We start from the raw sequence: 26,318 nt of genomic DNA on the forward strand, positions 1-26,318 counted from the left end.
ACGAATGGCGCACGGCAATCCTGCTGTGCGCCATTGTTATTGGTAACCACGTGCGGTGTGCGATTCCGATACCGAGGGCGATGTGAGTCAGGACAATTCGACCACTGAACTACCAGACGTCGGCTTCACGCTGGCCGGGCCGAGCCCTGCTCCCGAACCAACTCAGCGCCCGAAGGATCTGACCGGGCGCATCGCGGACGAACTTGCGGCTCTGCTGTCGAATGGTCGCCGACTCGATGCGGCTTTCGCATTGACAGTCAGTGATGAGGCAGCCCAGGTCGTCGTATCCGATGGACAGCAGGCGCTGCTCGTCCGACCGCCGGCAGCGATACTTCCCATGTTGCGCGAATTACGGCATCAGTCGGCAGAATCCGATGATGGCCCCTGGTGGCGGGTGCTGATCTCGCTCACGCACGCCGCTGACGCCAGGTTCGAGTACGACTTCGGGTCGGAACCCTTTCCGGGTGACCACTTGTTTCCCCGCCAGGCATATCTCGCCGATATGGGGACGTACCCGCGCAAGCGACTTCCGGTATGGCTCGCAGCATATGTTGGTCATGAAGAGCGCCAAACTCGTCCACCTGGCATCGCGACTGTCCAGGCGTCGACTGACAACGCATCAGGGACCGCGCCGACTCCGATTGGTGCTGCGCTGCCACCGTTTCCGATGATGTGGGCTCGCTGGGGCGTGATCTCCGCGGCGTTCGTGGCAGCGAACTCGCCGTGGGGGCCGCGCATCTCGGCCGCGCTGGGGTGGTTCGAGAGTTCTACGCGCGACGGATCCACCCTGCACCGACTGCCGAACGGACGGGCTATTCTCTCCGGCGGCGTATGGGACGCACCGGAACTCGATGCCGCATACAACGATGGCGAGCAGTTACCACAGCTCTATAGAGGTGCCCCGGATTGGGTTGCCGATCCCGTCCTGAATCCCCGTGCGGCAAACGGCTTGCTGTCCTTTTGCTATTGGTGGGATGGGTCCGCGTGGTACTGCGGCGAATCCCCATCTGTTGAACAGGTCGGTGCGGCGATCCCAGGAATCTGGAGCAGCGACACTGCGGTCGATATCGTCGCGGATTCGACCGAGGGCAGGTCCGGCGCTTGGGCCGCAGCCCTGGTGGCCGCAGCCGAAACCGGTACGGTGACACGCACTTTACTGACCAGGGCATTCGTAGGCGAGGGCGTCGATCTCGACAATGCTTACTATCAGCTGATATTGGCTGGAGTCGTGAATTAGGAACCCACACTGCGCCGTTCGCCGCCCAACCTCCGGCTACAGGCTCTGTATGATCAACGAGAGTTTGCTCCGATCATCGCAGTGGGGGTTGAGATGGTAGACAGAGTGGAAGTCAGCGTCGCCGGAATGCGTTCCACGGCAACAGGTCTCGAGGATGCGGCCGCTCGCCTCGAGTCCATCCGCACGGCTCTCGATTCAGCTGCGGCCGCTTATAACGGCTGCTGGGGCGACGATGAGTACGGCCATAATTTCGCCAAGGGCGACAACGGCTACGAGCTTCGCAAGCCCGCACTCGAGAATGTGCTCACCAACACAGCCGACCGGCTGCGGAAGTACTCGGGTGGTTTGAGTGACGGTGCAACGTCGTTCGAGATCGCCGAAGCCAACAACACCGACAGTTTCCGTTCCTGACAAGAACGCGTACCGGGGCTTCGGGACAACGACTTTCGAGCCGTCCTCGGAGCGGGGGAGGAATTCAGCGTGGCGAACGAGGTAGCGAAGGAACAGCTCGCGGAGTTGGTCGAGTTGGTGCAGGGCGGGATGTCGGCCATGGCTCGCGCTCAGCAGGAGCGTGCTCGTCTCACCGCGACCGCGCACGCCGCCGGTCGACGGGTCACGATCACCGTGAATGCCGACTGCATTGTGATCAAGACCGAATTCTCCTCGGATATAGACGATCTCACATATTCGGAGATCGCTGCCGCGGTAACCGCCGCCACCCAGGACGCTGCCGCGCAGGTACAGCAAAAGGCGCAGGAAATCGTGGATGCCGTGCATCAGGAGCAAGCTCGAATCCCCGCGCTGTCCGAGTTCTTTCCCGCCATGCCGGACATTCGAACCATGATTCCGACGCCGCCGGTGGTCTCGACGGCCCCACCGGGTTCTCCGGATCGTGCCGAGCCGGAACCCGAACCCGCCGTGGTCTTTACCGATGTCGAGGAATGGGAGCACGATCAGTCATCCGTGGGGCGGTCGAGTATCGCGGCCCCCGAGTGGTGATCAGCTGACCAAGGCTCGAGACCCATGGGATGGAGTACCGGCGGCGGGGATTTTCTTCCCGGTTGGCTGATGACGACCCTCAACTTCGGGATGGCGTACCCGAAGGGTGATGAGGATGCGCTGTTCGCGCTCGGCGACGCCTGGAACCACGCTGCCGCGGAACTCGAGAAGCTCGAACCCGACCTGAAAAGCATCACCGGCCAGCTTCCGCAGTACTACGTCGGTGATGGTGCGGTCGCTGTCACCGACGAGTTCAACATCCTGTTGGGCAGCGGAGACCACTCCATCCACAAGCTGATCGAGAGCCTGCAAGGTCTCGGCCACGACGCCCGTTCCACGGCAACGGAAATCGAGTACACGAAGATCCAGAGGTCTTCGCACTACTCACCCTCGCGACCGTGGCATCGCTCATGTGGTCATTCGCCGGATCGGCAGCCGCTCCCGCGGTTCTCGCCGCCGCACGACAGACGCTTGCCGTATTCGCGCAGAACGCGATGAAACGCATCGCCGCGATCATCGCCCGCTCTGGGTTGAAGACCCTCGCCAAGCCGCTGTCCCGCGAGATCATCGTTCCGCTGGGCGAAAGGATCGCCCCGGCTGCCCAGCGGATCGCCGCGTTGAACGAGCGGATCGCCGCGAGCGGCCCGTTGATCCGATACCCCGCCGCGATCGTGAAAGGCGGTATCGGAGCAGGACTTATGGGCGCTGGACTCGATGCCGGAACTCAGGGCTTGCAAATTCTCGAAGGCCATCGCGACGACGGCTTCGACCTCAAGCAGACCTTCCAGACGTCGCTGCAATGGGGTGCGGGTGGCGCGGCAGGCGGTCCCGCGCACGAGCTGATGGGCAATCTGCTCAAGAGCAGGGTGTCACCGTTCACGACCAAGTTCGTCAGCGGCACAGTTGGCGGTGCTGTGGGTGCCGTTGGGATGTACGGTGCCGGGCTCGGAACCCAGCTCTACGACAACGACGGCAACTGGAACAAGGTCGACAAAACCTTCCACCCCCAGCTCCTAATCGGCGGGCTGGCAATGGGCGCTATGGGCGGCGCGAACCATGGGCTCTCCAAAGAACACGGACCGACTGCTCCCACTACGCATGACACCAGCACGAGCTCGGATACCCATCCAGCGAGCGCCGCCCCGAAGGTTCCGGTTGCGGTGGAACAACCCAATCACCTGCAACCGCAAGATCTGCACCTGAACTCCGGTGGCGAACAGCCCACTCACCCGCTGTCGAACGAGAACGGACAGCAGGTCACCACCGCGCGGGCGAACGCGCCGGTGGTGGATAGTGGTGCGAGACCGGGCGCTGTCAGCGCGCCGGAGACACGCACTCCGACCGGCGACCACACACGTCCACTCGACGGCTCGACAAAGTTTAGCGATAGCAAGCTCCCCGAAAATGCGACTCGCCCGACACTGTCCAACGACCGTGCCGGTGACGCCACCGCACCCCGCGATACCGCACCCAGTCGGCCGACGACAGACAGCCCGGCCCGCGCAAGCACCACGCAGACCGATTTGAAGGCGAATGTCGCTGCGGGCAAACAGGATCTGGCTGCGCCGGTATCCGCCAACCGCTCCGCCGATGTTCGCCCCGTTGCGGGCATGCCCGCAACGGAATCTCCGCTCAGCCGAGCCGAACCCGTCCAACGACCGACAGACGCCATCCCTGATGCCCCCACCGACCATGCGCCGACACGGACGAATGACATTGCGCCCGAACAGGATCTCGCGGATCCCGGGAATCCCTCGCCGCACAAGGAGAGTCCGAAACTCGACACGGATGCGCCAGCGCCCGAACAGTCGACACGGGACCGTACAACCGGCCTGACGACGGACGAAACGCCATCCGGCGGCAACCCCTCGGACAGCCGGCCAATCCACGACCCGACGCTCGCCCCGCTGCCACACGCCGAACGTCCCGCGCCCACCACCAACCGCGCCAGCGAACCTACGGCTCGCGCCGCCGCGGCCAATGCGGGCGAACGGCCAGCCGCGCTCCCTCGCGAATCCAACTCGCATTCGCCCGAGCCCGAGGCTGCTCATCCCGCCGAAGCTCCACCCGCCGAAGGCGATTGGTCACCGCGTCCCATTGACGACTGGTCGCGGATGAGCCCGAAGGAAGTCTCGGACGAGCTGGCTCGCCGATGGGACGTCGAGACGGCCGGGTTCGACAACCCGAACCTGCACCCGGAGGCCGTACGCGAATTCGCCCGCGCCGTCGACGACATGCTGTCCCGCTACCCGGACGTGAAGCTGCCCAAGGTCTCCATCGAACCGCTCGAGTTGGACTACTACGCCGGAGCCATTCCGCATTACTCCACCGATGGCCTGGTAACCACCGACGTGCTGGTGCTGAACGAGCACTATGCCGTCGATCCTGAAAAGATGGCCCGCGAGTTGGCGTCGGACGAGGCAGACGGCCACCTGGTACCGGGTTCCAGTGACCGTCCGATCCATTCGACACTCGTCCACGAGTTCGCACACGCCATCTTCTTCGAAGGCCAGGAACGTGCCAGCGATACCGCATTGGAGGCGTTGGACAACTATTACGAGACCACTCGCGGCGGTATGAATGAGGCGGCGGTCGAGAAATGGCTCGACCAACTCAGCGGCTACAGCTTTGACGAAGAAGGCCGATTCAATGCCGACGAGGCACTGGCCGAAGCATTTACGGACGTGGAATACAACGGCGAGGCCGCCACTGAACCGGCCAAGGTCCTGTACTGGCACCTCCTGGACAACGCCAGCCAGCACAGTATCGCCCCGAACGGCTTCACCCACATCCCTGAACACACCATTGCCCGCCCCGGCGGCGCACGCCCATCCGACAGTTTCGCCCCGAAAACTGGAGAGCCGGAGCATCTTCCAGCGAACGAGGGCCATCCTGAAAGCTCCGGAACCGAGCCGGACAAAGCCACGCCGCAACCAGAGCAGCACCCCTCCACGGCAAAGCCTGAACTCACCGAGTCACACCAGCCGGCGGCCGAGCCGAATGATTCAGCGCCAGTTCACAAGCCTGACGAGTCGCACCAACCAAATACCGCGTCGCCGCGGACGAAGGTGACACAGGTACTACGCGACAACATCGACGAGTTACGCAACCGCGCAAGGGAAGTCCTCAACGCTCACGACGGCCTGGCGCGAGTCGACGAACTGCCAAACCTACGCCGGCAGTACATTGAGCAACTCGACGTCCTCGGCCTTCGCGAACCCGAAAGCGCGGCAGCCGCCTGGCAAGCGTTCAACGAATACGATCCCGCGCTTGCGAAATACCTTGTGGACTACGCCCACGACCTGCTGCCACCAACGGAGACAGCGCCGGCTCACTCACAACCCCACACCCCGAGTGCTCCTGACGAACCGAACCGCTATGGTCGGCGGTCGGAGGACGAGCGCGTACCCAGGAGTCGGCCCGTAACCGACTTGGACCAGCCACACTCGGAGCGCCCTCCCGAACCGGATAGGGCGGCACGGCTACGCGATACGCAAGACACGCACCCCACCCAGGCCGATGAACACAAGAACGAGCCGACTCCATCCGAAGGCGAGCAACACCCGACGCCGATTGAGGAACAAGCTGACACCGAGCTTCTCGATGCGACGCAGCATGAAGCAGACCAATGCGTGTCATGGTCGCCGTCTAAGAACCGCCCAGCGGTGGCGGAGGGACTTCGGCTGGCAAGTGGGGAGGTGTTTACTGCACCGAGCCTCCGGGGTGAATCGACTACATTGCATCCAGAAGTGCAGCGGATCCTGGACGCCATTCCTGTCACGGAGCGGGGACGCGGCCATGGCTCTTGCGGACTTCCCCGGTGCATATCGGAGGCCCTGGACGCGGGATTGGATCCGACCGGCGCCAAAGCCGCCGCCAAGATTGTTCGCAGTAATACAGACCATCCAAAGCATGGGCACCCGGTTGGCCCCTGCGAAAGCTGTAAGCCTCTCCGGGAACACTATTTGCTGGATTTCATCACCGACGATGGGAAATAGTTATGACACAGTTCACGGACGAGACCGAACGCGTCCTTCGTGCTTCAGGATGGTGGCCTGGCAGGCAGATTGATACCAGCGGCTGGAGGGAGCGGCTGGAATCCGGCGGGTTTAGGTGGAACGCGGCGGCAGATCGGTTTCTCGAGGAATTTGGAGGGCTGGCCGTCGATATCTCCGGTCCGGGAATCACCTCCGCCCGTGAACCTTTCGAGTTGGATCCCATGTTGGTCGAGGGCGAGGACGACAGGTTTGCCGAATGGGCCGAGGTCGTCGGTGAGTCAATCGCGCCGATAGGTGAACTCGATGCTGGCCGCTATTTCCTCGGAATGTCCGAGTCGGGTGATCTCTATCTGGTCGCCGATTGGCTCGCCTCATTCGGCCGGATCCCAGAGGCCCTCGAGTCCCTGATTCTCGGCAATTCACCTGTGCCTGTTGAAGAGGGGTGATTCAAGACCAGGTATTGAGCCCTCGCGCTTCGCCCTTACTCTGATCGCTTCGATCGCTCTTCGCGTTCGGCTAGTGCACGGTGTCGCTCTGCCCGCCAGCGTGCGGTATTGCTGCCGTCCAACTGTCCCGCGAAGGCAGATCGCGCAGCTTCCATGAGTTCGTCGGTGGCGTTCGGGTGGGCGCGACCGATCGCACGCAGGGCATTTTTGGTTTCGTCGTCGAGCCCGCTCGCGCTGGGGACACCGCTCCCGCTCAGCACCATCGACAGCACGCGCTCGAAGCTGCGTTGCAACTGCTCCCGATCTGGATAGCCACGCCGCACGTCCGGTCGCCTCCTCTGTCGCGCAGTTCCTCAGCAATACACACAGTACCCATAACGCAACAGCCGAGCTGGACGCAGGCGGTAAGCCTGCTCAACGAAGGTGGTTGGTCACGGCTTGCGACTTCGGCACGGCAGAAGTGTTGTGGGGGAGCCTATTTGGTCGATCGCCAGATGTTCCAGCCGGGGGAGGGGCCGCGAGCGATCTCTTTGACGGATTTCCGGTAGTACTTCTTGGCTTCGCACGTGTCGTCGCACGATGAGTGACGATATGAACCGTGTCTCGCGTCTTCGAGGTTGCGGCATGGGGTGGTTGGTGCTGGATGCCGGTTAGGGGTCGCAGCTGACATGGCCGACCACCTTGAAGTTTCGGGTGTGGAGGGGGATGACATTCGACGGTTCGGCGTACCGGTCCTTCTCGACGCAGATGATTCGTGTTGCCGCTTGCTGGCGGGTACACACGGCGGGGTGGCAGTCCCGATGAAGGATCATTGCCTCCAGCGCTTCGGCGGCGTTCATCTCGATGTCGTCGTCGCGAACGTCGCAGTCTTCCAATCGTGGACCGTAGAATTCCACGGGCCTACTCCTTGCTGTGCGGATATTCCTTTGTCCCCCTGCTGTTTCTATGTATTCGCTACTCCAGCTCATGCGTGCCTCCGATGCCGACCGGCGACACTGGCTGCACGCATTTCGAGCTTCGTACCGCCGCGGACACGGACTGAAACAGGCCGCGGCGGTGAATCGTCGTATTTGCCGGTATTTCTGATGTCCTCGATGAGGGCGCCCGCAACGATGATGAGTGCGGTCGCGAAGAGTGTGATCAAAACCCAAGCATCCCAAGGCATTACGGCTCCCAGTGCTCTTCGGCTGAATCCCTGAGCGGCGGCCTTCTTCGTTGTCGTCGTCAGGTGCTATGGGATAAGTAGACACCTATCTGAGCCGTTTTGAACTGTTCGCAGCGTGATGCAGAGAGAATATGGCGGGTGCACACTTTGAACATGTGCGCTGTGTGCACGCACGAAATGTGCACGCACAGTCCAGGTTTGCTTACTTCGAATAATTCCAGATAGCGAGGCTAAGAAATGACCGGATCGACGGTCTCTCGCAGGGCGTTCGGAAACTTCATGCGTGAGTTGCGAGAGCGGGTGGGCAAGACGCTCCTGGCTGCAGGGCTGGAGGCGGAGACCTCGCGCATGACCATCCAGCGCCTCGAGGACGGCTGGGGCACAAAGGTCAGCACGATGCAGCTGAGAAGCCTTCTCGACTTCTACGAGGTCGACGACCAGAATCGGGTGGAGGCGCTCAGCCTTTGGGAAGAGGTCAAGGAACAGGCGAAAGTTGAACGGCTGCAAGGCACTTCGAAAGGCTTCTGGAAGTCGTACACCGACCAGATCGCCCCCAATTTCCCCAAGTTCCTCCGCCTGGAGTCCGCAGCGGAATCAATCATCACTTACCAGCCGACCATTATCCCTGGCCTCTTGCAGACGCCCGACTACCGCCGCACGATCATCTTGATCAACGAACCGGACCTCTCGGCAGTTGACCTGGAGCGCCGTCTGGAGCTGACGCAGCAACGCAAATCGCGGCTGAACGGCAACGGATTCCAACTTGAAGCGTTCGTGTCCGAAGCGGTGTTGCGCCACCAACCTGGCGGCACCCATGTCATGGCCGCGCAACTCCAGTTGCTGGCTGAGATCGGTGAGCGCGATGCCATCGGAATCAGGGTTGTCCCGTTCTATGCAGGCGCCCATCGCGGTTTGACCATGCAGGGATTCTCACTCCTGCGGTTCCCCGACAGCACCCACGGCATGCCCCTGCCCGCGGTGGTATTTGCCGAAGGCGCGCTGGGTAGTACGTTCCACGAGCATGAGGACGAGGTCAACGAATATCAGCAGGCGATCGACAACCTCCGGGCTGTAGCGTTGACCGAGGAGGGCTCTAGAGACCTCATGTCTCGAGTTGCGAAGGAGTACGCGGCGTGAAGAAGCCGAATAAGGGTGAGTGGTACAAGTCGAGCAGATCCGAAGGCGGGAAGCAGTGTGTCGAGGTTTACCACGCTGATGATGCTGTCGGAGTGCGCGACTCGAAGAACCCTGGTGGGCCGGAGCTGTTCTTCACTCCGGAGCAGTGGGCCGGCTTTATCCGCCTCGCGAGCCAGTAGCCGGACCCACAAAAGCCCCGAATGGCGCACGGCAATCCTGCCGTGCGCCATCGCTATTCGCGGCTGTCGCTCGAATTACGCGCTGCCCCAGAACACCGCCCGGAGCGCATACCAGCGAGTGTTTAATCCGGTCCGGAACCCTGGCCGTTGGACGGCGGTGGAATCCGCACCACGCGATCGTCGTACTGATTCGGCTGGCCGTCGGTCTTGTTCACCGTCGAGGACCAGATATTGCCGTCACCGCCGATGGCCGCGCCATCGAGGCGGCCGTACTTGTCCTGCGCGAACAGTGACGGCGCGGCGGTGACCGCGTGAGTGTCCTTGTCCGCCTTGGCGATTGCGAGGGCCTTCTGATTCGTCAACGCGATCGCCACCCCATCGGTGGCGGCGGCACAATTGGCCACCCCGGGATGATCCGGCCAACTCCACGCCTTGGTCGCCACACCGTCCGAACCGACGCGCTGCAACCGATCCTCGGTGGCGGTGCGGTCGGTGATCCAGATCGAATCCTGATGATCCGAGCACACACCACCCGCCACACCGATTCCGGCGAGCACCACATCCGCGCTCGAACCGGGCGCGGGGGAGTTGACGCTCAGCAGCTTTCCGGCCATCGAACCGTTGTCGACCGCCGACGACGGATTGCCCGCATCACCGGTCAACACCAGCATCCGGTCCGTCGTATGGAAGTCCAGCGAACCGCGATTACCGGTGGAGCCCTTCGGAATTCCGGTCAGAATCGGCTTCGGCACACCACCGTCGGTGGAGATGCGCACCACCCGGTTATCACTGCCCGTGGTGATGTACGCGTAGACCAAACCGTCCTCGGAGTAGCTGGGGGACAACGCCAATGCGGTCAGCCCGCCATCACCCGCACCATCGACATCCAGTCGCGCCACCTCGATCGGCGCGGGCGGCATGCCCTCATCGGTGGCCACCACCTTCAGAATCCGGCCCGTGGTGCGCTCACCCACCAGCGCGCTCGACCCGTCCGGCAATGTCACCAGACCACCCGTGGTGTCGAGGCAGGAAACCACCACCAGCGGATCGGGATCCACGCACGGCGCCGTCGGCCGTTTCGCGGTGCTGCTCGGCGCAGTCGGCTTCGTCGTGCCCTGCTCGGCATCCTGCCAGTTCGGCTCGGTGGTGAACGGGCTGGAGGCGCGATCATCGAACCGGGCACAACCCGACAGCAACAAGGTGCCGGCCAGCGCGCCCACCACGATTCTCCGTGCGCCCACCCCGAACCGGCCCGCGGCAACCAAACTCATGGTTGAGACGTTACGGAAAACCCGGCACGAATGCGCGGACGGGGTGGCTCCTAACTGCCGCATGGCGTGAACTGGCCGGTGGACACGCCCCCGACAGCCGTGTGTCGAGCGCCCTTGGCTAATAGTCTGGCCGCGTGACCGAGAAGCCGAACGAGCCCACCGCCGACGCGCCGGGCAGCACACCGCCCGCATCGCCACGGCCGGCGGGTGAAACGGTGCGCAGCCCTTTCGACTCGCCGACCGAACAATTCGCCGCCACCGCGGTGAAGGCGGACGTGAAGAAGTCGGAGTTGACCAAGGAGCCCCCGCGCACCGATGAGGAACTGGGCCTCGATCCCGAAGTCCCGCTGTACGCGGAGATGAAAGAGGCCATCAACGGCACCGCACCCACCGTGCCCGCCGCCGATACCGCGCCCACCTACGCGTTCGCCAGCATTCCGCCCGCCCCGGGCGGCGCCACCGAACCCACCACGCGCATCCGCCGCCGCGGCGACGAACGCCGCGGCACCCTCGATCTCGGACTTCTGCTGCTGCGCTTGGTGGTCGGCGGCACCTTCGTCTACCACGGCCTGCAGAAGGCGGCCGGCTGGTTCAACGGCCCCGGCTACGACGGCATCCGCACCGCCATGGAGAACGGCGGCTGGAAGCACACCGACCTCGCCGCCCCCCTGCTCATCGCCGGTGAACTCGGCGGCGGCATCCTGGTGGCGCTCGGCCTGGCCACGCCGCTGGCCGCCGGCGCGGTACTGGCGGTCATGATCGACGCCTGGCTGTGGAAGCAGGGCATGGCCCCCGGCTTCCAGTACAAGGCCGAAAAGGTCTCGGTGGAAATCGAATCCATCCTCGCGGGCGCTTCGGCGGCCATCATCCTCACCGGCCCGGGTCGCCTCTCCCTGGACCGCGGCCGCGGCTGGGCCACCCGCCCCTTCCTCGGCTCCCTCGCCGCCCTCGTAGCGTCGATAGCAGCCGCCATCCTCGCCTACATCTACCTCCACGGCGGTAACCCGCTCGAAGGCGTCGGCCCCTTCTAGCACAGCCCCTCGTCATCCCGGCATGCTTTTGGCCGGGATCCACACTTCTCGACGAGACAGCAAGCGGCCCGGCCTGATTCGATCAGGCCGGGCCGCTCGGTTTGTGCTGTCAGCTCACCACTGCGTTGCGTTGAAGCGTTCCCACTCGGTGAAGGTTTCCTGGTGCAGGCGAACGACTTCGGCGGACTTCGCGTCGATCTGCTCGTTCAGCACCGCTCGGTGGGCGGCGATATCGGCCGCGTCGGCGGGGGACGCCATGAACTCCTCGTTCGCGAGTTCACGGGACTCCGAGGCAAGCTCCTCGGCCTCGGCCAGGAGCACCTTCGCCTTGGCATTGCGGACATCGCAACGCTCCAGCATCGCGCTGTACTCGGCCAGCATCGTATCGGCCTTGCCGACGTATTCGATTGTCATGTCTGCTCTTTCTTACGGCACCCGCCGCACGGCTCCCTTATCAGCCGAGGTCGCCAACGCGGCGTATGCCCGCAACGCGGTGGTGACCGGGCGCTCGCGATTCACGGGCTGCCAAGGCCGTTCGGACGCTTCCATTTTCACCCGGCGCTCCGCGAGAACCTCATCGGGTACCAGCAATTCGAGAGCACGCGTGTGCACATCGATCCGAATGCGGTCACCGTTCTCGATCAAACCGATCGCGCCACCGCTGGCAGCCTCGGGCGACACATGGCCGATGGACAGGCCGGACGTACCGCCGGAGAAGCGGCCGTCGGTGATCAGCGCGCAGACCTTGCCCAGGCCCAGACCCTTGAGAAACGAGGTCGGGTGCAGCATCTCCTGCATACCCGGACCGCCCGCCGGACCCTCGTAGCGCACCACGACCACATCGCCGGGCTGAATCTTCTTGCCCAGGATCATGGAAACGGCCTCCTCCTGGGATTCGACCACCACGGCCGGACCCTCGAAGGTGTACAGATCCTCATCGATACCCGCGGTCTTGAGGACCGCGCCATCGGGTGCGATATTGCCGCGCAGCACGCACAGCCCGCCCTCGACGGTGTAGGCGTGCGCGATATCGCGAATGCAGCCGCCCTCGGCATCGGTATCGAGGGAGGACCAGCGGTTCGCGGTGGAGAACGGTTCGGTGGTGCGCACACCACCCGGCGCGGCATGGAACAGCTCGACGGCCTCGTCGGTGGCCTTGCCGGAGCGGATATCCCAATCGTCCAGCCACTGCTCGAAGGACTCCGAGTGCACATTGGTCACATCGGTTTCCAGCAGCCCGCCGCGGCGCAGCTCGCCGAGGATGGCCGGAATGCCACCGGCGCGGTGCACATCCTCCATGTGGTAATCCGAGTTCGGCGAGACCTTCGACAGGCAGGGCACCCGACGCGAGATCTCGTCGATGGTCTGCAGATCGAATTCGATCTCACCCTCCTGCGCGGCGGCCAGGGTGTGCAGCACCGTATTGGTGGAGCCGCCCATCGCCACATCCAGGGCCATGGCATTGCGGAAAGCCTTGGCGGTGGCCACATTTCGCGGCAGCACCGAGGCGTCGTCCTGCTGGTACCAGCGGTTGGCGATATCGACGATGACCCGCCCGGCCCGCTGGAACAGCGCGCGCCGCGCCTCATGTGTGGCCAGGGTCGAGCCATTGCCCGGCAGTGCCAGACCCAGTGCCTCGGTGAGGCAGTTCATCGAATTCGCGGTGAACATGCCCGAGCAGGACCCACAGGTCGGGCACGCGCTGCGCTCGACCTCGTCCAGGCCCTCATCGGTAACCGTCTGCGAGGCGGAGGCGGAGATGGCGGTGATCAAATCGGTCGGGGCCTGCGCCACACCGTCGACGACCACGGCCTTACCGGCCTCCATCGGACCGCCGGAGACGAATACGGCGGGGATGTTCAACCGCATGGCGGCGTTCAACATGCCGGGAGTGATCTTGTCGCAGTTGGAGATACAGACCAGCGCGTCAGCGGTGTGCGCATTGGCCATGTACTCGACAGAGTCCGCGATGATCTCGCGCGAGGGCAGCGAATACAGCATGCCGCCGTGACCCATGGCAATACCGTCATCGACCGCGATGGTGTGGAACTCGCGCGGTACACCGCCCGCCGCCCGAACCGCCTCGGCCACAATCTCGCCCACGTCCTTGAGGTGGACGTGACCCGGTACGAACTGCGTATACGAGTTCGCGATGGCGACAATCGGCTTGCCGAAGTCGGAGTCGGTGAGACCGGTCGCGCGCCATAGCGAGCGAGCGCCCGCGGCATTGCGTCCGATGGTGGTGGTGCGTGAGCGAAGCGGTGGCATTGGGTCCTCGGGTTCTCGTCGCAGGGGGCTGGTCGGCGACTACGCCGAATACTTTCGGCGCGTTCCAACGTTACTCCCGTGCGGATCGATCCCCGTCAGCGCCCGAAACCTCGCACCCCGACACGCCGCTAGTTGCCGGAGTTGTCGCTTTCGCTGGTCTTCGGGGTGTCGCCTTCGACCGATTCGGGTTGGGCCGTGGTCGATTCGGTCTCGGCCGCGGCCGCTTCGGGCTCGGCGGCCGCGGCCGCGTCCGCGTCCTCGAGGAACGGATCCGGGATTCGCCCGCCGGATGCTGCGACCAGATCCGAGAGCCGGTCATAGCTCACCGCGGGCAGCGTCACGTCCGAATCATCGGCCAGATGCAGCTGTAGATACCCACGCTTCGGGATGCGCAGACCCTTCACCTGAGACCAGTCGATGTGCATGCCGGAGAACATGCTCCGCACATCGATTCCGGACGTGGAGACAGTGGTCCGGGTGCGCTCCACCCACACCGCCACGGCGAGCGGTATGGCGAACAGCACCCACAGCACACGCGGCGCCCCGAAGAACGGGAAAGCCGCGCAGAACAGCAGTAGGAAGACTCCGATATGCGCTAGCCGGGGGATGCGGATCACGCGACCCGTGTCCGATCCGGAGTCGGGCGTGTGGGACGATTGCGCCGGTGGCACGGACTGATGCGGTGATGACACACCCCCATCCTCGCATTGTGTTGAACGAACCCGAACAACCGCTATGTCTCACATAATGAGACACACATGGTCAGATGTTTGACTCCGCGGCTCATGCGCGCATACCGTCGAGCGCGTGAATCGAATCGAGTTGCTCGTAATCGGCCGGCGCGTCCAGCGCTGAGCCGACGACTATAGAGTCAATTACGTCAGCTCGCAGCTGCGACGCGCCACCCTCGAACAGCCCTGGCTGTCGAGGGCTTTTTTGTGTTCAGGCAAGTCCATGAACTGGAACGACAAGCAGTAAGGAACCAGACGGTGAGCGCACCTACCGCCCGACCCGGGCCCTCGGCCCGACGGCCCGCGCCTACGGCCCCCGCGGCCCCGGCTCCGGCCACCACTCCGAACCGCCGCCAGGTCCCGCCCGAGCGGGTCACCGGCGCGCAGTCTGTTGTCCGTTCCCTCGAGGAGCTCGGCGTCGACACGGTTTTCGGTATTCCGGGCGGCGCGATTCTTCCCGTCTACGACCCGCTGTTCGACTCGGTCAAGGTCCGCCACGTGCTGGTCCGCCATGAGCAGGGCGGCGGCCACGCTGCCACCGGCTACGCCCAGGCAACCGGCAAGGTCGGTGTGTGTATGGCCACATCCGGTCCGGGCGCGACCAATCTTGTGACCCCGATCGCGGATGCCCAGATGGATTCGGTGCCGCTGGTGGCCATCACCGGCCAGGTCGGGCGCAGCCTGATCGGTACCGACGCCTTCCAGGAAGCCGACATCTCCGGCATCACCATGGCGTGCACGAAGCACAACTTCCTGGTCACCGACCCGATCGATATCCCGCGCATGCTGGCCGAGGCGTTCCATCTCGCCTCCTCCGGTCGACCGGGTGCGGTCCTGGTCGATATCCCCAAGGATGTGCTGCAGGCGCAGACCACCTTCAGCTGGCCGCCGGAGATGCGTCTCCCCGGCTACCGTCCGGTGACCAAGCCACACGGTAAGCAGGTGCGCGAGGCCGCCCGCATGATCATGGAGGCCAAGGCCCCCGTGCTCTACGTCGGCGGCGGGGTCATCAAGGCCGACGCCTCGGCGGAGCTGCTCGAACTGGCCGAGCTGACCGGTATCCCGGTCGTCACCACGCTGATGGCCCGCGGCGCGTTCCCCGATACGCACACCCTCAACATGGGTATGCCCGGTATGCACGGCACCGTGGGAGCCGTTGCGGCGCTGCAGAAGTCGGACCTGCTGATCACCCTCGGCGCGCGTTTCGACGACCGTGTCACCGGTCAGCTGGACTCCTTCGCCATGAACGCCAAGGTCATCCACGCCGATATCGACCCGGCCGAGATCGGCAAGAACCGGCACGCGGACGTCCCGATCGTGGGCGACTGCCGTGAGGTCATCACCGAACTCATCGAGACGTTGAAGGCCGACCCGGCCGCCACCGGCACCCCGCTGCTGCAGCTCACCGACTGGTGGACCTACCTGTCCGGCATTCGCGATCAGTTCCCGCTGGGCTGGAAGACCCCGTCCGACGGTTCGCTCTCGCCCGAGTTCGTCATCGAGAAGCTGGGCCAGCTCGCCGGACCGGACGCCATCTACTGCGCCGGCGTCGGTCAGCATCAGATGTGGGCCGCGCAGTTCATCAAGTACGAGAAGCCGCGTACCTGGCTGAACTCCGGTGGCCTGGGCACCATGGGCTACGCCGTGCCCGCCGCCATGGGCGCCAAGATGGGCATGCCGGACCGCGAGGTCTGGGCCATCGACGGTGACGGCTGCTTCCAGATGACCAATCAGGAACTCGCCACCTGTGCCGTGGAAGGTGTGCCGATCAAGGTCGCGCTCATCAACAACGGCAACCTGGGCATGGTCCGCCAGTGGCAGACCCTGTTCTACGACAAGCGCTACTCGAACACCGATCTGGGCACCCACACCCTGCGCATTCCCGATTTCGTGAAGCTCGCCGAAGCCCTTGGCTGCCATGGCATTCGCGTGGAGAAGGAAGAGGACGTGGAGGCCGCGATCCGGGAGGCGCAGTCGATCAACGACCGTCCCGTGGTGATCGATTTCATCGTCGGCAAGGACGCGCAGGTGTGGCCGATGGTCGCCGCCGGCACCTCCAATGACGAGATCATGGCCGCGCGTGGCATCCGCCCGCTGTTCGACGAGGACGAGCAGGTCGCCGAGCCGGCCATCATCCACGAGGCGATGTTGCACGAGCAGGCCACGCTGACCGCCCACGAACAGGCCGCCCAGAAGGGGACCTCGGAGTGAGCGGTCAGGCCCGGAGGCGTCGCTCCACCACCCAGCGCTTGCGCAGTGTAACCACGGAGGGCCCCGCTCGGTCCGGAAAGAAGGACGCAGCATGAGCACGACCCACACCCTCTCCGTGCTGGTGGAGGACAAGCCCGGCGTGCTCGCGCGTGTCGCCAGCCTGTTCTCCCGCCGCGGCTTCAATATCGAGTCGCTCGCGGTGGGCGGCACCGAGATTCCCGAGATCTCCCGCATGACCATCGTCGTGACGGTGGAGGATCTGCCGCTGGAGCAGGTCACCAAGCAGCTGAACAAGCTGGTCAATGTCATCAAGATCGTGGAGCAGGACGACGACAGTTCCGTCGCCCGCGAACTGATCCTGGTGAAGGTGCGCGCCGATGCCAGCGTGCGCACCCAGGTGATCGAGGCGGTGAACCTTTTCCGCGCCAAGGTGATCGACGTGTCGCCCGATGCGCTGACCATCGAGGCGACCGGCACCCGCTCCAAGCTCGACGCACTGCTGCGCATGATGGAGCCGTACGGCATCCGTGAGATCGTGCAGTCCGGAGTTGTCGCAGTGGGCCGTGGACCCAAGTCCATCACCGCGACTCGCTAGTAACCGGCCGCCCTGGCGGCCAATCGCTCGTCACCCCGGCATGCTGTGCGCCGGGGCCCATAACTCAGACACAGAATCCAGAAGGAGAAACCCAAGTGGCAGTCGAGATGTTCTACGACGACGACGCTGACCTGTCGATCATCCAGGGCAAGAAGGTCGCGGTCATCGGCTACGGCAGCCAGGGCCACGCCCACTCGCTGAGCCTGCGCGACTCGGGCGTCGACGTCCGCGTCGGCCTGGCCGAGGGTTCCAAGTCCCGTCCGAAGGCCGAAGAGGCCGGTCTGACCGTCGGCACCCCCGCCGAGGTCTCCGCCTGGGCCGACGTGATCATGGTCCTCGCGCCCGACACCGCGCAGGCGTCCATCTTCACCAATGACATCGAGCCCAACCTGAAGGACGGCGACGCGCTGTTCTTCGGCCACGGCCTGAACATCCACTTCGGTCTGATCAAGGCTCCGGCCAACGTCACCGTCGCCATGGTCGCCCCGAAGGGCCCGGGCCACCTGGTGCGTCGCCAGTTCGTCGACGGCAAGGGCGTTCCGGCCCTGATCGCCGTGGACCAGGACCCGACCGGCGAGGGCCAGGCGCTGGCGCTGTCCTACGCCAAGGGCATCGGCGGCACCCGCGCGGGCGTCATCAAGACCACCTTCAAGGAAGAGACCGAGACCGACCTCTTCGGTGAGCAGGCCGTGCTCTGCGGTGGCACCGAGGAACTGGTCAAGACCGGCTTCGAGGTCATGGTCGAGGCGGGCTACGCCCCCGAGATGGCCTACTTCGAGGTGCTGCACGAGCTCAAGCTGATCGTCGACCTCATGTACGAGGGTGGCATCGCCCGCATGAACTACTCGGTCTCGGACACCGCCGAATTCGGTGGCTACCTGTCCGGCCCGCGCGTCATCGACGCCGGCACCAAGGAGCGCATGAAGGCGATCCTGACCGACATCCAGGACGGCACCTTCGTCAAGCGCCTCGTCGCGAACGTCGAGGGCGGCAACAAGGAGCTCGAGGGTCTGCGTAAGGCCAACGCCGAGCACCCCATCGAGGTCACCGGCGCCAAGCTGCGCGGCCTGATGAGCTGGGTCGACCGGCCCATCACCGAGACCGCTTAAGTCTCAAGCGCTTTCGGCGCTGACACGGCCCGGCACCTTTCGGGGGTGCCGGGCCGTTTCGCGTCCTATGGCCAGTAGCCACAGCATGGTGAGTCCGCCCATGGTGGCGGTGGTGCCCCAGCCGTTGGCGGCGTAGAAGTTGGCGGGGGTGTTCCCGAAGAACAGGGACGGCACGAACGCCAGGTGGATGGCGGCCAGTACGAAGGCCGAGCGGGCCGTCCACTGGGGGAGTACCGCGGTCTGCTGGACGGCAAATCCGAAGGCGCAGAAGAAGAGTGCCTCCAGGAAGCGGGAGATGGTGCCGTACAGGATGTAGGTGCCGCTGACCGTAATTGTGGGGTCGATCGGGTCGGCGGCCTGGATGACCGCGCCCACCTCGAGTCCGGTGGAGACCAAAGCCACTGTCAGCCAGGCCAATCCGGCATTGGTGGCGAGCGCGCCGAGCCAATCCGCTTCGGGCTCGGCACGTTTCACCAGGAAGCCGAATCCGGTCATGAAGACGATCAGAGAGGTGATGCCCGCGAGCCCGAACAGGCTGCGGGTGAACACATTCCAGTCCGGTGGCGGCCCGTCGTACATGAAGTAGAGCGGCACTTCGATCAGTGTGAGTGCCGCCCCGATCAGGGCGGCCGTGCCGGTGGTGCGGCGGAGAGTCGACGAATCCATGCCAGCGATAGTATAAGACTTATACTATAAGGTCTATGTTAATCTCGGCAACGGTCTCAACGAGGAGGAAAACCGCAGCATGGCCGAGCCGACACTGCCCGACAACCTGGTACGACTCTGGCGACTGCGCACCGGCCCCAGGCTGGGGCGGCCGGCCGAACTCGATATCGATCGAGTAGTCGACACCGCGGTACGGCTGGCAGACGAAGGTGGTCTCGCCGCCGCCACGCTGCCGAAAATCGCTGCGGCACTGTCGGTTACGCCCATGTCGCTGTATCGCCACATTGGGTCCAAGGAGGAGCTGGTCGGACTCATGGCCGACGCGGGACTCGGGCCCGTGCCCGAATTCGCCACTGCCCCATGGCGTCCCGCGCTGCGCGGCTGGGCGGTGGCACAATCGGCGGTCTACCGTCGCCGACCCTGGCTGGCGCAGTTGCCGGTGACCGGACCACCGCGCGGGCCGAACGCCGTCTCATGGATGGACGCCGGGTTGCGCACGCTGCGCGAGACCGGGCTGGGCTGGGCGGCGAAAATCGGCGTCATCACGGTGGTCGGCGGGTATGTGCGGCACGCATTCGTGCTGGATCGCCAGTTGTCGGAGAGTTGGGATGCGGCCCAGCTCGATGAGGCGCAGGCGCTCCGGAACTATGTCCGTGAGCTGACCGAGGTCGCCGACCCGGCGCGATTCCCCGATGTCACCGCGCTACTCGGCTCCGGCCTCTTCGAGGCGATTCCCGAGCCATCCGAATCCGCCGACCAGGACTTCGCCTTCGGCCTGGATCTGATACTCGACGGCGTGGCGGCCGCCGTCGAACGCTGACCGGGCGGGCCCGGCCCGCCCGGCATCGGAAGATCTACCTCGAGTTGGTGCGCCTGCTCGATGGCGGCCTGATGTGTTGAGTCGACCGTCCCATCATCGAGACCGCAGAAGGGTTTTCGCGAGATCGGAGATCCGCTGGAGCGTCACGACCGGCGGGTCTCTGCTATTCGGGGAGGTGGACGTACCCGCGGACTACCATGGCCGTATGTCTTCGTCCGCTGCGAAGCCCGACTCGCGACCGTACGTCCCCGATGCCGATCCGGTGTCGATTCGTGCGTGTCTGCCCGCGGACGTGGCGGCGGCTTTCGATCGTGACTGGGACACCATGATGGACCAGGCCAAACGGTCGAGGGATATCACGCTGATCCACAGTTTTCTTTCGGTGTGGCGGATTCGCGCCGCCTTGGAGGTAGCAGAGCCCGGGAGCTTTTTCCGTGCGATCGAGAAGGCTGAAGGAGCGCTCGAACGTAGGTTGCGGGATGGGACACCGCCGGACAGTGTGTCCGGTGAGGTAATCAAGGCGAAGATTGCCGAACGACTGCGAACTCGATAGGTGTACTCCGTCGACACTACGGGTGAGGCGCAGGACCAGATCGACGCACTTCCCTACGAGGCCTTGCTCTCCTTTGCCGAGGCATTCACTGTGCTCGAAGTGGTGCCCTGGAATGGCCGCCCCATCAACCCCGCCAAGCCGGACGGCGCAGTGCGCGTGCTCGATTTCGCGCGTCTCGGGCTGATCACATATTTGATCGTGGAGTCCGAACGTAAGGTCGATGTCCTCAAAGTTCAGTGGCTTGGCTGAGCCCATCAATCACTGTGCGGTGCAGGAGATTCCGGATAGCTGCGGCGATTCGCGACAGGAGTGACGAGCGGAACTCGATACCGATCGGGCGGTCGCGACGGCGGCCGAACTATCGGACCGGCGGGTCCGGCCCGGATGTGATGATGGGTGCAAGCGCGAGGAGAGGCTGTTCGATGTCGTTGCGGCACGGTTTGCTTGGGTTGCTGGCCGAGGGGCCGGCGAGCGGATACGACCTGGCACAGCGGTTTCAGGAGGCGCTGGGTCCGGTGTGGCCGGCGCGGCATCCGAAGATCTACGCGGAGTTGGCGCGGCTGCTCGAGGCCGGGCTGATCGAGTTGGAGAGTGAGGGCGCGCGCGGGCGCAAGTCGTATCGGGTCACCGATGCCGGATTGGCCGAGGTGCGGCGCTGGTTGACCGAGGAGGACGTCGACCACACGCTGCGGGTGGAGCCGCTGTTGCGGTCGTTCTTCTTCTGGCTGATGGATTCCGAGGATCTGGATCGGCATCTGGAGCAGGAGGAGAAGTTCTTCAGCGATACCGCGGCGATGTATCGCGAGCTGGCCGCGGCCAAGGATCGCGGGGATTTCGGGACCGAACCGCACAATCGTTCCAAGCGGATTTCCATCGAAGCCGGAATTCGGCTGTACGACGCGTTGGCCGAGTGGGCCGAGTGGGCGCGCGAGGAGAATCAGCGGTAGGGCTGTCACCTGTGGTAATCGGTAGGGCGGCAGTCGGTTTCGGCCGATGGAATCTATCCGCGCCCGTTGACATGTCCTAAGGGACATGTACTCTGGGTCATGCACCCGAGGGTGCCATTCACCGATTCGATCCCGAGGATCACCATGGCAACGAATAGTTCCGTTCGTGCAGTCCTGATCACTGGAGCCACCGGCGGTATCGGCAAGGCTGCCGCAATCGCATTGGCCGACAAGGGTTTTCATATCTACGCGGGTGTGCGCACCGCGACTCCCGAACTGGATGTCAACGGCATCACCCAGATTCGCATCGATGTCACCGACACCGACAGCATTGCCGCTGCCGTGGCGGCGGTGACCAAACGACAGGATGGCGCGGGGCTGTACGCGCTGATCAACAATGCCGGAGTGCTGGTGCAAGGCCCCGTGGAGCTGGTTCCGCCCGCCGAACTGCGGCGCCAGTTCCAGGTCAATGTGGCCGGGCCGGTGCAGATGATTCAGGCTTTCCTGCCGCTCTTGCGCGAGGGTGGTGGGCGAATCATCAATATCAGTGCCGCGAGTGCGCGTGTGTCACCGCCGTTCCTGGGTCCGATCGGCGCGAGTAAGGCCGCGCTGGAATCGTTTTCGGATTCCCTGCGGGTCGAGTTGGCGCCGTGGGGGATTCCCGTCTCGGTCATTCAGCCCGGAGCCATGCGGACCGAGATCTTCGCGAAATCCGGTGCGGCAGCGCAGGAGTCGTTGGCGCAGACGGATCCGCGCCGTGTCGCACTGTATGAGCGGCAGTTCGTGGCGCTGGACAAGGCCATGGCCGGGCAGCGGTTCGCCCCGGTCGATGTCGTGGTCGGGGTGATCCGCGCGGCGGTGGTGGCTCGTAGTCCGAAGGCGTACTACACCGCGGGATCCGATGCGCGCCAAGCAGTCTGGCTCAGTCGCCTGTCCCCGCGCCTGCGTGACCGTCTCGTTGCCCGGGTGCTGGGCGTATCCGGTATCCAGCCGACGCGTTGAGCGCAGTCGAATCGAATCAGAAAGTCAACCAATGGATTTGGGACTTACCGGGCGCACTGCCCTCATTACCGGAGCCTCGGCGGGCATAGGTGTGGCCGTCGCGGAGGTGCTCGCCGCCGAAGGCTGCCAGCTGCACCTGGCCGCACGTGGCAAGGAGCGGTTGGACGAGATCGCCGACCGACTGCGCGCCGAATACGGCGTGCGGATCGAGACTCATCGTGCCGACCTGCGGGACCAAGCCGATATCGAGCGCCTCGCCGAGGTGACCGACGGCCCGCATATCCTGGTCAACAACGCCGGCGATATCCCCGCCGGATCGCTTGCGGCCGTGGACGATACGGCTTGGCGGCACGGCTGGGAGCTCAAGGTCTTCGGATATATCAACCTCACCCGGCTCGTCTACGCCCGCATGAAGCGGCACGGGCGCGGCGTCATCATCAATGACATCGGCGCGGCGGGGGAGCGCCCCGATTTCGACTACATCGCCGGCAGTACCGGCAACGCCGCGCTCATGGCCTTCACCCGCGCCCTGGGTGGTCGCAGTTGGCGCGACGGTATCCGCGTGGTGGGCATCAATCCCGGCCCGGTCGCGACCGAACGCATCACCAAGCTCATCGATTCCAGTGATCGCTTCCGTGCCATGGCGGCGGATTTCCCCTTCGCCCGCCCGGCCACACCGCGCGAAATCGCGGACGCGGCAGCGTTTCTCGCCTCGGATCGCTCGGCCTACACCTCCGGAACGATCCTCACCGTCGACGCTGGGCTCAGCGCCGCCTGAATATGCGACGGCCCGGCACCCCAACCGATGCCGGGCCCTTTCATGAAGGGAGTCAACGACTCCCGAAGGATCCGGTGGGCACCCACTGGCGCAGGAACGAGCGGAAGGGATCGCGATTCCACTGATCGCGGTTGTCCCAGTGGTCGTGCCGATCGCGCCAGTCGTCGCGGTCCCACGGATTGTTCCGATCCCAGGGGTTATTGCGATCCCAGGGATTGTTCCAGTCGTCTCGGTCATCCCAGTGCGGCCGATTCACCGCGGTGACATCCGGTCCGGCAGGGGTGTCTGCCAGTGCTGGAATCGATACCGCGGCAAGGGGAATCATGGCGATCGACCCGGCCACAACCACCCGGGCGATCAGCCGTCGTGCGGAATTGTTTCTCGTCGAGCTCATGCCGTTCACTGTGCCGAACTTCGTCGCCGAAAAGGTATGGCATGAACAGAGTTCGGTGAGAATTCAGGGTCCGGGTAGTCCGACGGTATGACGGGTTCCCGGGGTCGTCCCCGAGAACCCTTGTGCGACTCAGTAGTGCGTGCCGCCGTCGATGCGGATCTCGGTGCCGGTGATGAACGCGCCGTCATCGGAGGCGAGCATGGCGACCACGCCGGCGACGGTATCCGGCGAGGCGAAGCCCTGGCCGATGCCCGGGATCAGCTTCATGAACAGGCTCAGATCGGCGTCCGCGGGCAGGCCCGGGCCGCGGCCGTCGGTCATATCGCTCGAAATCGAGCCCGGCGCAACGGCAACCACGCGCAGGCCCTGCTTGCTGTATTCCGCGGCGAGCGCGTGCGTCATGGACATGATGCCGCCCTTGGACGCGGCGTACGCGGTCATGTACGGGTGCGCGAAGAACGCCGAGGTCGAGGTGAAGTTGACGATTACGCCCCTATTCGATTCCAGCAGTGCCGGAAGCGATTCGCGAATCATCAGGAAGGTACCGGTCAAATTCACGGTAATGATCTTGGTGAAGTCCTCGAGCGGCATCTCATGGGTGTGCGCGGACCGCAGAATCCCGGCGGCGTTGATCAGCGCGTCCAGCCCGCCGAGCGTCTCGACGGCGGTGGCGACACCCGCCCGCACCGAATCCTCATTACCGATATCAATGGTGACCGTGCTGAGCCGCTCCGCATTACCGTTCTCCGCGGCCTGCTTGGCGGTCTCGGCCAACCCCGCCTCATTGATATCGGCGGCCACAACCTGCCCGCCCTCGGCGAGTACGCGATGCACGGTGGCCCGGCCGATACCCGAGCCCGCGCCGGTGATGAGTACTCGGCGATCGGTGAAACGCTCCATTGCGAAGTCTCCTTTTCGATTCCAACCTCTTGCTTGTCACGCTACGCCCATATGGCACGGCGTGCCATGCTGACATCCCAGCGACTAGGATTGTCTTCCACATACCCGAGCCGGAGGAGGCGGAGTGCCCGTATCGCACCCTCGACCAGCATTGTCCCGGCCCACCCTGGCTGAACGCCGCAAGTCCGAAACCCGCCTGGATATCGCGCGTATCGCGGCCCGCCTCTTCGCCGAACACGGCACCAACGAGGTCACCGCCGACCGCATCGCCGCCGAAGCCGGCATCGCCCTGCGCACCTTCTACCGCTACGCGCGCACCAAACAGGACGCCGTCGAACCCATGCTCACCACGGGCGCCCAGCGCTGGTTCGAGGCCATCGCCTCCGGCCCGCGCCGCCTCCCCACCCTCGCGGATCTCGAATCCGCCGCCGTCCGCTCTCTGACCGTCGACGACGGCGACGACTTCGAACTCACCCGCGGCCTACTCCAAGCCATGGAAACCGATCCCGCCCTCCGCGCCGTCTGGCACCGCATCAATATGGAGGGCGAACGCGAATTGCGAAGAGTCCTCACCGATTTGGCCGGACCGCAAGCCGACCCGGTGCACCTGCGCCTGCTCGCCGCGGCGGCCGCCGGAGCGATTCGAATCTCGCTGGAACAGTGGGCCGCGGCGAGCGCCGGGGGAGAGGCCCCCGCCGCCCTCGTCGTCCGCTGCATGCGCGCACTGGGCGCCGGCGTCTAGTCCGGCGTTTCGCGCCCGACGGCAACGACTTGACCTGCGCCCCCACCCCGAACACCCCCAACCGGTCATCCTGGTCCACGGCATCCATGCCGCCCCTTCATCAACTCCCCCTATGCGTTGAATATGCAGGACTCCGTCTACGACGCCCTCCGCCCGACCTGCTGGGTTGCGTAGGGATGCTTCCCATCTCGGACTTCATCACCAACCTCCAGGCGGCCGGCGTCTACGCCCCCTAGGTCCACTACACCATCCTCCTCACCCGAGCCGGCATGGAAGTAATCCCGTACATCAGCGGCTACCGCGAGACGCCCAACGCCACAAACCTTGTCCTGCAAGACATCTGCCCGGTGAACCTGCCCGGTGAACCTGGCCGGCCGCAACAACATCTCGGTAGACCCCACCGTGGCAGCCCTAATGCTCAACACCTAGTCCCCGAAATCCCCTGCGCCCCAGTCCGACGCCCTATATCTGACCCTTCAAATCCGGTAGATGAACCAACCGGATGACGAATTCGGTTGTGCCGCTTGCTAACTAGAGCATCTGAAGCTAGCTTAGGTCACATGGTTCGAAGTCCTGCATGGACGCGGGATGAGTTGATCCTGGCGTGCGATCTGGTGATGCAAAACGGCTGGCGCGAGCTGCGGCAGAACGATCCCCGAGTCGCCGAACTCTCAGATTTGCTGCGTTCACTTCCGATCCATCCGGCAGAGGCGCGTCCTGAGTCCTTTCGGAGTCCGGACAGCGTCTCCCGAAAGACAACAGATCTGGCTACTCAGCACCCCGACTTTTCGGGTAGGCCTACGCGCGGTGGTGCGCTGGATCGGATAGTCCTGCAGGAGTTTCTATCCACGCCGGAAGCGATGCACTCGGAAGCGGAGCGGCTTCGTGAATGGCGGATGCTCCTTCTCCCGAAAATCGTCGGAGACGATACCGATGGACCGGACCGATTGGGTGTCGAGGCCGACGCTCGTGCTCTCGCTGCGCTGATGGCGCAGCAGCGGTTCAAACCTCCTCTAGTGGGTCGGATTTGAAGTCTTTGGACGGTCGGCCTTGGTGAGGATCTGCTCGGCGGTCTTGGTCCAGACGAACGGTTTCGCGCGGGGGTTCCAGCCGTTGATGAACTCGCGGATCTTGGTGGT

Annotated in this window: 28 protein-coding genes; 18 read left to right on the forward strand and 10 right to left on the reverse strand. The window is 64.5% G+C overall.

Features of this window, described 5'->3' with window-relative positions; genetic code table 11:
• The first annotated feature begins 250 nt into the window (after positions 1 to 250).
• From GFY24_RS38300 to GFY24_RS38310, 3 genes are all read left to right on the forward strand, one after another.
• Complete coding sequence (locus GFY24_RS38300; RefSeq protein WP_228567069.1) at positions 251 to 1,237, forward strand: hypothetical protein; 987 nt, start codon at positions 251 to 253, stop codon at positions 1,235 to 1,237.
• Positions 1,238 to 1,363: 126 nt separating this feature from the next.
• Positions 1,364 to 1,648, forward strand: a complete 285-nt coding sequence (locus GFY24_RS38305) for a hypothetical protein (protein ID WP_194853185.1) — start codon at positions 1,364 to 1,366, stop codon at positions 1,646 to 1,648.
• 69 nt (positions 1,649 to 1,717) lie between these two features.
• Positions 1,718 to 2,236: a YbaB/EbfC family nucleoid-associated protein gene (locus GFY24_RS38310; RefSeq protein ID WP_153810022.1), complete on the forward strand. Its 519-nt coding sequence runs from the start codon at positions 1,718 to 1,720 to the stop codon at positions 2,234 to 2,236.
• Here the strand turns inward: GFY24_RS38310 and GFY24_RS38315 are convergent, their stop codons facing one another.
• Complete coding sequence (locus GFY24_RS38315; protein ID WP_153810023.1) at positions 2,237 to 2,560, reverse strand: hypothetical protein; 324 nt, start codon at positions 2,558 to 2,560, stop codon at positions 2,237 to 2,239.
• A gap of 74 nt (positions 2,561 to 2,634) precedes the next feature.
• Between GFY24_RS38315 and GFY24_RS43530 the strand changes: the two genes are divergently transcribed.
• Both GFY24_RS43530 and GFY24_RS38325 read left to right on the forward strand, forming a co-directional pair.
• Complete coding sequence (locus GFY24_RS43530; RefSeq protein WP_153810024.1) at positions 2,635 to 6,234, forward strand: YwqJ-related putative deaminase; 3,600 nt, start codon at positions 2,635 to 2,637, stop codon at positions 6,232 to 6,234.
• Positions 6,235 to 6,236: 2 nt separating this feature from the next.
• Positions 6,237 to 6,680 carry an SUKH-3 domain-containing protein gene (locus GFY24_RS38325; RefSeq protein ID WP_153810025.1) on the forward strand — a complete coding sequence of 148 codons (444 nt, stop codon included), beginning with the start codon at positions 6,237 to 6,239 and terminating at the stop codon, positions 6,678 to 6,680.
• Positions 6,681 to 6,715: 35 nt separating this feature from the next.
• Here the strand turns inward: GFY24_RS38325 and GFY24_RS38330 are convergent, their stop codons facing one another.
• Both GFY24_RS38330 and GFY24_RS38335 read right to left on the reverse strand, forming a co-directional pair.
• On the reverse strand, positions 6,716 to 7,003 hold the full coding sequence (locus GFY24_RS38330) for a hypothetical protein (protein ID WP_309231849.1): 288 nt from the start codon (positions 7,001 to 7,003) through the stop codon (positions 6,716 to 6,718).
• A 327-nt stretch (positions 7,004 to 7,330) separates the two neighbouring features.
• A complete protein-coding gene (locus tag GFY24_RS38335) occupies positions 7,331 to 7,576 on the reverse strand; it encodes a hypothetical protein (RefSeq protein WP_153810026.1) in 246 nt (81 codons plus the stop codon).
• Positions 7,577 to 8,082: 506 nt separating this feature from the next.
• Here GFY24_RS38335 and GFY24_RS38340 point away from each other — a divergent pair.
• Both GFY24_RS38340 and GFY24_RS38345 read left to right on the forward strand, forming a co-directional pair.
• A complete protein-coding gene (locus tag GFY24_RS38340) occupies positions 8,083 to 8,982 on the forward strand; it encodes a helix-turn-helix transcriptional regulator (protein WP_153810027.1) in 900 nt (299 codons plus the stop codon).
• On the forward strand, positions 8,979 to 9,161 hold the full coding sequence (locus tag GFY24_RS38345) for a DUF397 domain-containing protein (protein ID WP_309231850.1): 183 nt from the start codon (positions 8,979 to 8,981) through the stop codon (positions 9,159 to 9,161). The genes GFY24_RS38340 and GFY24_RS38345 overlap by 4 nt, the downstream gene beginning before the upstream one ends.
• 122 nt (positions 9,162 to 9,283) lie before the next feature.
• On the opposite strand, the gene GFY24_RS38350 is transcribed toward GFY24_RS38345, so the two are convergent.
• Positions 9,284 to 10,432, reverse strand: a complete 1,149-nt coding sequence (locus tag GFY24_RS38350) for a PQQ-dependent sugar dehydrogenase (RefSeq protein WP_153810028.1) — start codon at positions 10,430 to 10,432, stop codon at positions 9,284 to 9,286.
• A gap of 134 nt (positions 10,433 to 10,566) precedes the next feature.
• Between GFY24_RS38350 and GFY24_RS38355 the strand changes: the two genes are divergently transcribed.
• Positions 10,567 to 11,463 carry a DoxX family protein gene (locus GFY24_RS38355; RefSeq protein ID WP_309231851.1) on the forward strand — a complete coding sequence of 299 codons (897 nt, stop codon included), beginning with the start codon at positions 10,567 to 10,569 and terminating at the stop codon, positions 11,461 to 11,463.
• Between the two features lie 114 nt (positions 11,464 to 11,577).
• Here GFY24_RS38355 and GFY24_RS38360 read toward each other — a convergent pair whose 3' ends face one another.
• The 3 genes from GFY24_RS38360 to GFY24_RS38370 all read right to left on the reverse strand — a co-directional run bounded on the left by GFY24_RS38360 (position 11,578) and on the right by GFY24_RS38370 (position 14,423).
• Positions 11,578 to 11,877: a hypothetical protein gene (locus tag GFY24_RS38360; RefSeq protein WP_153810029.1), complete on the reverse strand. Its 300-nt coding sequence runs from the start codon at positions 11,875 to 11,877 to the stop codon at positions 11,578 to 11,580.
• Between the two features lie 12 nt (positions 11,878 to 11,889).
• Positions 11,890 to 13,731 carry a dihydroxy-acid dehydratase gene (ilvD, locus tag GFY24_RS38365; protein ID WP_153810030.1) on the reverse strand — a complete coding sequence of 614 codons (1,842 nt, stop codon included), beginning with the start codon at positions 13,729 to 13,731 and terminating at the stop codon, positions 11,890 to 11,892.
• Between the two features lie 128 nt (positions 13,732 to 13,859).
• Positions 13,860 to 14,423, reverse strand: coding sequence for a PH domain-containing protein (locus GFY24_RS38370; protein ID WP_309231852.1), 564 nt, complete (start codon positions 14,421 to 14,423; stop codon positions 13,860 to 13,862).
• Positions 14,424 to 14,720: 297 nt separating this feature from the next.
• On the opposite strand from GFY24_RS38370, the gene GFY24_RS38375 reads away from it, so the two are divergent.
• From GFY24_RS38375 to ilvC, 3 genes are all read left to right on the forward strand, one after another.
• Positions 14,721 to 16,673 carry an acetolactate synthase large subunit gene (locus GFY24_RS38375; protein ID WP_309231853.1) on the forward strand — a complete coding sequence of 651 codons (1,953 nt, stop codon included), beginning with the start codon at positions 14,721 to 14,723 and terminating at the stop codon, positions 16,671 to 16,673.
• Positions 16,674 to 16,764: 91 nt separating this feature from the next.
• A complete protein-coding gene (gene ilvN / locus GFY24_RS38380; protein ID WP_153810031.1) occupies positions 16,765 to 17,268 on the forward strand; it encodes an acetolactate synthase small subunit in 504 nt (167 codons plus the stop codon).
• Positions 17,269 to 17,375: 107 nt separating this feature from the next.
• A complete protein-coding gene (gene ilvC, locus GFY24_RS38385; RefSeq protein WP_153810046.1) occupies positions 17,376 to 18,377 on the forward strand; it encodes a ketol-acid reductoisomerase in 1,002 nt (333 codons plus the stop codon).
• A gap of 3 nt (positions 18,378 to 18,380) precedes the next feature.
• On the opposite strand, the gene GFY24_RS38390 is transcribed toward ilvC, so the two are convergent.
• The gene (locus GFY24_RS38390; protein ID WP_153810032.1) at positions 18,381 to 19,043 is read right to left on the reverse strand and encodes a hypothetical protein; all 663 of its coding nucleotides are present in this window, start codon (positions 19,041 to 19,043) and stop codon (positions 18,381 to 18,383) included.
• 79 nt (positions 19,044 to 19,122) lie between these two features.
• Between GFY24_RS38390 and GFY24_RS38395 the strand changes: the two genes are divergently transcribed.
• The 6 genes from GFY24_RS38395 to GFY24_RS38420 all read left to right on the forward strand — a co-directional run bounded on the left by GFY24_RS38395 (position 19,123) and on the right by GFY24_RS38420 (position 23,143).
• Positions 19,123 to 19,863: a TetR/AcrR family transcriptional regulator gene (locus tag GFY24_RS38395; RefSeq protein ID WP_194853186.1), complete on the forward strand. Its 741-nt coding sequence runs from the start codon at positions 19,123 to 19,125 to the stop codon at positions 19,861 to 19,863.
• Positions 19,864 to 20,068: 205 nt separating this feature from the next.
• Positions 20,069 to 20,416 carry a DUF6247 family protein gene (locus tag GFY24_RS38400; protein ID WP_153810033.1) on the forward strand — a complete coding sequence of 116 codons (348 nt, stop codon included), beginning with the start codon at positions 20,069 to 20,071 and terminating at the stop codon, positions 20,414 to 20,416.
• Positions 20,417 to 20,665, forward strand: coding sequence for a hypothetical protein (locus GFY24_RS38405; RefSeq protein ID WP_228567070.1), 249 nt, complete (start codon positions 20,417 to 20,419; stop codon positions 20,663 to 20,665).
• A gap of 173 nt (positions 20,666 to 20,838) precedes the next feature.
• Complete coding sequence (locus GFY24_RS38410) at positions 20,839 to 21,363, forward strand: PadR family transcriptional regulator (protein WP_153810034.1); 525 nt, start codon at positions 20,839 to 20,841, stop codon at positions 21,361 to 21,363.
• A gap of 144 nt (positions 21,364 to 21,507) precedes the next feature.
• On the forward strand, positions 21,508 to 22,365 hold the full coding sequence (locus GFY24_RS38415) for an SDR family oxidoreductase (protein ID WP_194853187.1): 858 nt from the start codon (positions 21,508 to 21,510) through the stop codon (positions 22,363 to 22,365).
• A gap of 31 nt (positions 22,366 to 22,396) precedes the next feature.
• Entirely contained in the window at positions 22,397 to 23,143 is a 747-nt protein-coding gene (locus tag GFY24_RS38420) for a short-chain dehydrogenase/reductase (RefSeq protein WP_153810036.1), read from the forward strand.
• Positions 23,144 to 23,195: 52 nt separating this feature from the next.
• Here GFY24_RS38420 and GFY24_RS38425 read toward each other — a convergent pair whose 3' ends face one another.
• Complete coding sequence (locus tag GFY24_RS38425; protein WP_153810037.1) at positions 23,196 to 23,537, reverse strand: hypothetical protein; 342 nt, start codon at positions 23,535 to 23,537, stop codon at positions 23,196 to 23,198.
• 129 nt (positions 23,538 to 23,666) lie between these two features.
• Positions 23,667 to 24,437 carry an SDR family NAD(P)-dependent oxidoreductase gene (locus GFY24_RS38430; RefSeq protein ID WP_153810038.1) on the reverse strand — a complete coding sequence of 257 codons (771 nt, stop codon included), beginning with the start codon at positions 24,435 to 24,437 and terminating at the stop codon, positions 23,667 to 23,669.
• Between the two features lie 124 nt (positions 24,438 to 24,561).
• Between GFY24_RS38430 and GFY24_RS38435 the strand changes: the two genes are divergently transcribed.
• Positions 24,562 to 25,179, forward strand: coding sequence for a helix-turn-helix domain-containing protein (locus GFY24_RS38435; RefSeq protein WP_309231854.1), 618 nt, complete (start codon positions 24,562 to 24,564; stop codon positions 25,177 to 25,179).
• The last annotated feature ends 1,139 nt before the right edge of the window (positions 25,180 to 26,318 follow it).

It is taken from the genome of Nocardia sp. SYP-A9097, assembly GCF_009649815.1.
Classification (GTDB): domain Bacteria; phylum Actinomycetota; class Actinomycetes; order Mycobacteriales; family Mycobacteriaceae; genus Nocardia.